This window comes from uncultured Winogradskyella sp. (genome assembly GCF_963975125.1).
Lineage (GTDB): Bacteria > Bacteroidota > Bacteroidia > Flavobacteriales > Flavobacteriaceae > Winogradskyella.
In genome coordinates this window covers 1-6,146 of record NZ_CAXBGB010000121.1, presented here as the reverse complement: position 1 = coordinate 6,146, position 6,146 = coordinate 1, and the positions used below count along the sequence as shown (strand labels likewise).

Genomic DNA, 6,146 nt, shown 5'->3' with positions numbered 1-6,146 from the left:
TAAACTAAATTATCTAATGAAGTATCTGTTGTCTTTAATTTTGAACTACTTATCTTTACGTAAAATAATAAGCTATGTTATCTAAAACAATTGAATCTGCATTAAACACACAAATACGAATTGAAGCTGAATCTTCTCAAGCCTATTTAGCAATGGCTGTTTGGGCAGAAGTAAAAGGTTTAGAAGGCATTGCTTGTTTTATGTATGACCAATCTGATGAAGAGCGCGAACACATGTTAAAACTTGTAAAGTTTGTAAATGAACGTGGTGGACATGCTCATATTTCTGAATTAAATGCACCAAATGTTACTTTTAATTCTTTTAAAGATATGTTTAAAAAACTCTTAGCTCACGAAATATTTGTCTCTAAAAGCATTAATGAATTGGTTCATATTTCTCTTCAAGAAAAAGATTATGCAACCCATAATTTCTTACAGTGGTACGTTGCTGAACAAATTGAAGAAGAAGCAACAGCAAGAACAATACTCGATAAGGTAAACATGATTGGTGATGACAAAGGTGGCCTATACTTGTTCGATAGAGACATTCAACAACTTACCGTGAATTCTGCAGCTCAGGGACCAAATACTGGAGTCTAAAATGTTAAATTTTATTTAGAATAAATAAAAATAACTATTTTTGCGTCGCTGATTTAAATTTTCAATGGGCAAGAAGAAAAACAAAAAACTAAAAAAAGAACGTATTAAAGTTTTTGAAACTTCTGGTTTTCACGCTTTAGACAAAGTAAAACCTAAGTGCTGCAAGAAATATAAAAAAGCAGAGTGTAAACGCTGTAAAAAATGTCCTTGTTTAGATCTTCTTAAAAAGGTTGCCTAAATAGTTTCTCATTTTATTGTAATGTTTATTCTACTAAATAGACTTAGTGGATATGATTTACACCTTCAAAGAGTTTTCTACTAATGCCATTTTTAGTATTGGCAATGAAGATGATTTACAATCCTTTAACAATGCCAAACAAACCGAATTATACACATTCATTTGGGCAAATTCTAAAGCTATTGAGATTCATATAGATAGTATTCCTTTTACCCTTCAGCCACATTGTATTTTAGCACTAACACCGATTCAGTATTTACAATATGTACATGGTAAGGATGTTTTTGTTTATCAATTTAATAGAGAATTCTATTGCATTAAAGATCATGACCAGGAAGTTAGTTGTGTTGGTATCCTATTTTTTGGTAATACCAATATACCTGTTATACACTTAGATAAAATTGAACAACACAAATTTAAAATACTACATGAAGTTTTTATTGATGAGCTAGAAACTAAAGATAATATTCAAGCAGAAATGTTACGTATGCTTATGGCTCGTTTTATTATTAAAAGCACACGTTTACTTAAGGCAAAAGAAGGCATTGTTGAAACAGCTAAAAGTTCAAAAATAGATTTATTAAGATCTTTTAATTTTTTAGTAGAACAACATTTCAAAACCGAACATAGTGTTTCGTTTTATGCTGAAAAACTGTTTAAATCCCCAAAAACCTTATCTAATAATTTCGCCAAACTAAACCATAGTCCGTTACAAATTATTCATGAGCGCATCGTTTTAGAAGCCAAACGTCTTTTAATATATTCGAACAAATCAGCTAAAGAGATTGCTTATGAAGTGGGTTTCGATGACGCCTCACATTTGAGTAGACTTTTTAAAAAACACACTTCACAGTCACCTTCAGACTTTAAAAAGCAATTGAAAACTTCAAGTTAGGAAGAATCGACAAGTTATTGGGCGAATTCTTCATTCTTTAACTACATCTCCTATCGCATCTTTGCATTGTAATATTAAAACAATCATACGATGACAACACCAAACAAATCACTATTCAATTTAATAGAAATATTCAGAAAAAGTCGCAAACGAAGCATAAAGGCTCTGGTAACTAAAACACACTGTGAGCAGAGGCACCTTCACGATTACTATTGTGATGCAGAAAAACCATATGTGAATCCAAATTAAACTTAAAGGGCGAAATTGACAAGCACAAAGGAAGAATATTCATTTAATAAGCATTATTCCTGACTCATCTTTGTATCAACAAAAAAAGCAAAATAAATAATAACAAAACACTGAACAGAATTCGGTATAAAATTTAAAATTATGAACACATTTAATGTACCAACAAGAGAAGACGTAAGCACCAATAACCAAACAATTTTTGACAACCTAAACAAAGCATTAGGTTTTGTACCAAACTTATATGCTACATACGCATATAGTGATACAGCACTTGAGAATTACTTAACATTTGCCAATGCAAAAACATCTCTTTCTGCTAAAGAAAAAGAAGTTATAAACTTAGCCGTAAGTCAGGTAAATGATTGTAATTACTGCTTATCTGCTCATACAGCAATAGGGAAAATGAATGGATTTACTGATGAACAAATCTTAGAGTTTAGAGCTGGATTTTCTTCTGTAAACACGAAGTTAGATACGCTAGCAAAACTATCGAAAAACATTACTGAAAATAGAGGGAAAACTGATGAAGTAGTATTAGAAAATTTCTTTAATGCAGGATATACAAAAGGGAATTTAATTGACGTCATTTCTTTAGTAGGCGACAAAACAATTTCCAATTACATAAACAACACTACAGATGTTGCTATAGATTTTCCTGTAGCACAACCATTAGAATTAGAAACAATATAATTATTAATCCATAAAATAAACAAAAATGAATAACACGATCGAGAATGCACTTTCAGATTTAAAAACTTTATTAGGAAACGGACAGTTTTTAGAAGCAATGGACAAGTACTTAGATGATAATGTAGTACTTCAAGAAGCAAACAATACGCCTAAAGTAGGTAAAGAAACAGCAATCATTGCAGAAAAAGAACTGCTGGCTACAGTAACAGAATTTATTGGGTATGATATTAAAAACATTTCGGTTTCTGGTGATATATCTTACTATGAAGCTACCATGGAATTTAAAACAAACGATGGTCAACATCACAAATTTGAACAAGTAAATAGAACCCAGTGGAAAGATGGCAAAATTATTAACGAGCGCTATTACCACGCTTAATTAAACTAAATAAACATATATTATTATGAGAAAAATGATTTCAATATTCGTAATCGCATTAACCTTTACATTAACTGGTAATGCGCAAGACAAAATGAAGACTGAAACTAAAGCAACTGTAGTTTCTTTAGAACAAACCAAAGGAGAGTTTACTCAAAAAAAGTTGACCTTAAAAGAAGGTAAATATATTTTTGAAATTGCTAATAACAATGTTGGCCATAAAGTTGGTTTTGTTTTAGTGCCAAAAGGAAAAGATGCTTCTAAACCTGAAAATCATATTAAAACAGCTTATGTCACCAAGGTGGTAGAGAATAATACTAAAGAGACTTCTAAGGTTACAACATTAACAAAAGGAGAATATGTGTATTTCTGTCCCATGAATCCAACACCTCAATATACTTTAATAGTAGAGTAATTATTTGAAAATAAAATAGTTATAATAAAACGAGAAAATCGCAACTTAGAGCATTAAGTCGCGATTTTCCACATTAAACTGTAAGTTCTTACCAATTTATAGACCAATTCTTTTAAATTTACATTTATAACCTAACACTACTTTAATATGAAAAAAAATTACGCTCTCATAAATTTTAGAAGCAAAAGCTTACTATTCTTTGGAATATTTCTAGTGTTTTCATTGTCTTTATTTGCACAAACTGAAGGCGCAAATGACACTAGTATAAATGTAGATTGGGATATTTGCAGGTATTATCCTGAATCTCAAACACGTATGTCATCGGTCCCAGTACCTGACTATATTAAGCGAAAAATGGAAAGTAGAGGCACGGCGTGCTCTACTTTTATTGTCAGCTATTCTGGTTTTACATCAGAGGCACAATCAGCATTTCAATTTGCTGTAGATATTTGGTCTAATGTTATTGAGTCTCCTATACCTATTAGAATTTCTGCTGAATTTGGCCCTCTTGCCGCAGGTGTTTTAGGCGGAGCTGGACCTACCGATTTTAAATCTGTATTTATTCTAGGAGCTCCTCCCAATACAGCATATCCAATTGCATTGGCAGAAAAACTAACGGGAGCAGAGTTCCCTGATGGTCCATCATCAACGTCTGTAGATATTAGTGCTACATTTAGTAGTACAGCAAATTTTTATTTTGGCCTAGATGCCAATCCTCCTGGTGGTCAGATAGATTTTGTATCTGTAGTCTTGCATGAGCTAGGTCATGGTTTAGGGATTTTGGGTTTTGGTAGAACAGATAACCCAGATAATCCTACAATGGGCGTTTTAAGAAATGGTTTTTTTGTTAATGTTTGGGATAATTTTATTGAAAATGGTACACCTGTAGATATTAAAAGTTTTGAAGATCCATCCGTTGCTTTACTTGGAGAAATAACAGGTAATGATTTGTTTAGTAATGGCCCAATAACTACAGCTCAGAATGGTGGTGTAAAACCTTCTACATACGCACCCACAATATATAGTCAGGGTTCTAGTTATAGCCATTGGGACGAAGCAACATATCCTCCTGGCAATGCAAATTCTTTAATGACTCCATTTATTGCACCTGGAGAAGCAATTCACGATCCTGGATTGGTCACTCTTGGTTTTATGGAAGATATGGGTTGGTCTATTTGTGGTGGCTCACTTGCGGTGAAAGATTTTACATTTAATACTTTAAAAATAAGTCCTAACCCGTTTACATCATCAATTACAATTAAATTATCTAATGGTCTAAACGACGATTACAAAATAAACCTGTTCGATATTAATGGGCGTGTTGTATTAAGCGAAACGAAAGCTACTTCAAATGGGGCAATGACTATTTCTAATTTAGATAATTTAGACGATACACTTTACTTTGTAAGGATTACAAATAAACGTAGTGGTGCTAGTATTACTAAAAAAGTAATTAAAAATTAATACTCCGTGTTGTTATATAAAATAGAGAGAGCAACCTAGTTTAGGTTGCTCTTTTATTATCTCAGTTGTTTAGTCTATTTCCCTAACATTAAAAGCTCACTACAAACCACTTCTGTAATATACCGCTTTATGCCATCTTTATCTTCCCAAGAACGTGTTGTTAGCTTTCCTTCTATCGCCACCTCTTTCCCTTTGCTCACATATTTTTCTACAATCTGAGCTGTTTTTCCCCAAGCTACAATATTGTGCCATTGTGTATCCGTTACTTTTTCCCCTTGCGCATTTTTATAACTTTCGTTAGTAGCGATTGCAAATTTAGCCAAGGATTTACCTGACTCTAAATTGATGATTTCTGGATCTTTTCCTAAGTTACCAATCAACTGTACTTTGTTTCTTAATGTGTTCATGTCTTTATATTTTACGTTAAACAGTTAATACTATTGAACCCTTCATTGATTCAACACTGCAAAGATGAAGTAACTACCAATTTTTATTCGGTTGTTACCTGTTTAAATTCGTTTGTAAATACTTGTTGTCGTTTGTAAATGGATAAAGTCTTATTTCCATTGACTTTTATTGTATTTTTATGAGATAACTAAATATGGGTATATAAGCGTGTTGGCATTCATTGCGGAACGCACTCTGAACTTGAAAAAATAATGAAAATAGAAAAAGGAAAATATTTAACTTATTCAATGATAATTTTAATTTTTGGATGGCTATATTTTTTCACAATTGACTACTTAAATTATATCGATTTTTTAGAACAGTTTAAAGATGGAATTTTATCACCTTTTGCAAGAAGAGGAAAATATGATACAATTTGGTTTAAATTAATTGCTATCGGATTTGGAGCGATTAGTTTATACTTTGGTTATAAAAGCAAACCACTAAATCAAAAAAAATTAAGAATTTTATTAATCACAATATCATTACTATTAATAATAATGAGCATAAGTCCTTTTCCGAATTTGATAATTGATTATTAAATTGAAAACTTACTTTGAATAGGTTTATAAAACCAATCTTTGTGTAGAATTTAGCAAGTTTCGGAATTTATCACTCAATCGGAATTGAAAAAGTTTGCGGAATGAAATGCAGACCGAACTCACTCAAACTCTGAAAAGCGGAAAACGGAATTTAAACTGAAAGAAAAAACAACGAAATGGCAACACCGTGTATAATTAATTGCTATGGCAAGTGCTTATTTGGAAAAT

General features: G+C 31.7%; 8 protein-coding genes. 7 read left to right on the top strand and 1 reads right to left on the bottom strand.

Translation table 11 applies throughout. From position 1 onward, the window contains the following. Positions 1–74: 74 nt before the first annotated feature. From AAC053_RS13315 to AAC053_RS13290, 6 genes are all read left to right on the top strand, one after another. Entirely contained in the window at positions 75–599 is a 525-nt protein-coding gene (locus AAC053_RS13315; protein ID WP_339757590.1) for a ferritin, read from the top strand. A gap of 290 nt (positions 600–889) precedes the next feature. Next, a complete protein-coding gene (locus AAC053_RS13310; protein ID WP_339757589.1) occupies positions 890–1,732 on the top strand; it encodes a helix-turn-helix domain-containing protein in 843 nt (280 codons plus the stop codon). A gap of 390 nt (positions 1,733–2,122) precedes the next feature. Next, positions 2,123–2,671 carry a carboxymuconolactone decarboxylase family protein gene (locus tag AAC053_RS13305; protein ID WP_033959755.1) on the top strand — a complete coding sequence of 183 codons (549 nt, stop codon included), beginning with the start codon at positions 2,123–2,125 and terminating at the stop codon, positions 2,669–2,671. A 25-nt stretch (positions 2,672–2,696) separates the two neighbouring features. Further along, positions 2,697–3,050, top strand: coding sequence for a hypothetical protein (locus AAC053_RS13300; protein WP_033959754.1), 354 nt, complete (start codon positions 2,697–2,699; stop codon positions 3,048–3,050). Between the two features lie 25 nt (positions 3,051–3,075). After that, positions 3,076–3,465 carry a cupredoxin domain-containing protein gene (locus tag AAC053_RS13295; protein ID WP_339757583.1) on the top strand — a complete coding sequence of 130 codons (390 nt, stop codon included), beginning with the start codon at positions 3,076–3,078 and terminating at the stop codon, positions 3,463–3,465. A 147-nt stretch (positions 3,466–3,612) separates the two neighbouring features. Further along, positions 3,613–4,929 (top strand): T9SS type A sorting domain-containing protein, encoded by a 1,317-nt coding sequence (locus AAC053_RS13290; RefSeq protein ID WP_339757580.1) that lies wholly within the window; start codon positions 3,613–3,615, stop codon positions 4,927–4,929. 74 nt (positions 4,930–5,003) lie between these two features. Here AAC053_RS13290 and ssb read toward each other — a convergent pair whose 3' ends face one another. Next, positions 5,004–5,336 carry a single-stranded DNA-binding protein gene (gene ssb, locus AAC053_RS13285; protein ID WP_339757577.1) on the bottom strand — a complete coding sequence of 111 codons (333 nt, stop codon included), beginning with the start codon at positions 5,334–5,336 and terminating at the stop codon, positions 5,004–5,006. Positions 5,337–5,588: 252 nt separating this feature from the next. Between ssb and AAC053_RS13280 the strand changes: the two genes are divergently transcribed. Continuing rightward, positions 5,589–5,918: a hypothetical protein gene (locus tag AAC053_RS13280; protein ID WP_339757575.1), complete on the top strand. Its 330-nt coding sequence runs from the start codon at positions 5,589–5,591 to the stop codon at positions 5,916–5,918. Positions 5,919–6,146: the final 228 nt, after the last annotated feature.